Annotated in this window: 1 protein-coding gene; it reads right to left on the bottom strand. The window is 66.8% G+C overall.

All coding sequences use genetic code 11. The annotated features are described in order from the left end of the window. Positions 1-500 (bottom strand): P1 family peptidase (locus EOD07_RS36945; RefSeq protein WP_206519686.1); only part of this gene is annotated, 500 nt, incomplete at both ends.

The raw sequence follows: 500 nt of genomic DNA, 5'->3' as shown, positions 1-500 counted from the left end.
GGATTGGCGGTCGAGAACGCCAGGAAGATATCGCCCGAGCTGTGGTAGCCATAGCCGCCGGGCATGGCGATACCGAGCGGCACGCGCCGGGCGAGCCGCTTCATCTGATGCGGCAGGAACGGCGCGTCGGTGGCGACGACGGCGATGATCGAACCCTTTTCGGCGCGCGCCGTCGCCTCTCGGATCGCCGGCTCGACAAGCTCCAGCCCGATGCGCCGGCCGCGAACGGTGAAATTGTGCCTTTTGCCGAAATTCGCCTGCACGAACACGCCGAGCGCGTAGCGTTTGTCCTGCCATTCGACGATGCGCGAGGCGGTGCCGGATCCAGCCTTGAAGCCGAAGGTGATCATGCCGGTACCGCCGCCGACGCTACCTTCCTCGATGGCGCCGCCGGTGGCGCTGTCGAGTGCGGCAGCCACATGGTCGGCGCTGACATGATGGCCGTTGATGTCGTTGAGGAAGCCGTCGTAAGTCTCGGCTGCCACCGGCAGGCCCCAGCC

This window comes from Mesorhizobium sp. M2C.T.Ca.TU.002.02.1.1, assembly GCF_003997225.1.
The sequence above is the reverse complement of the archived record's forward strand: the minus strand, read 5'-3'. Positions and strand labels throughout refer to the sequence as shown.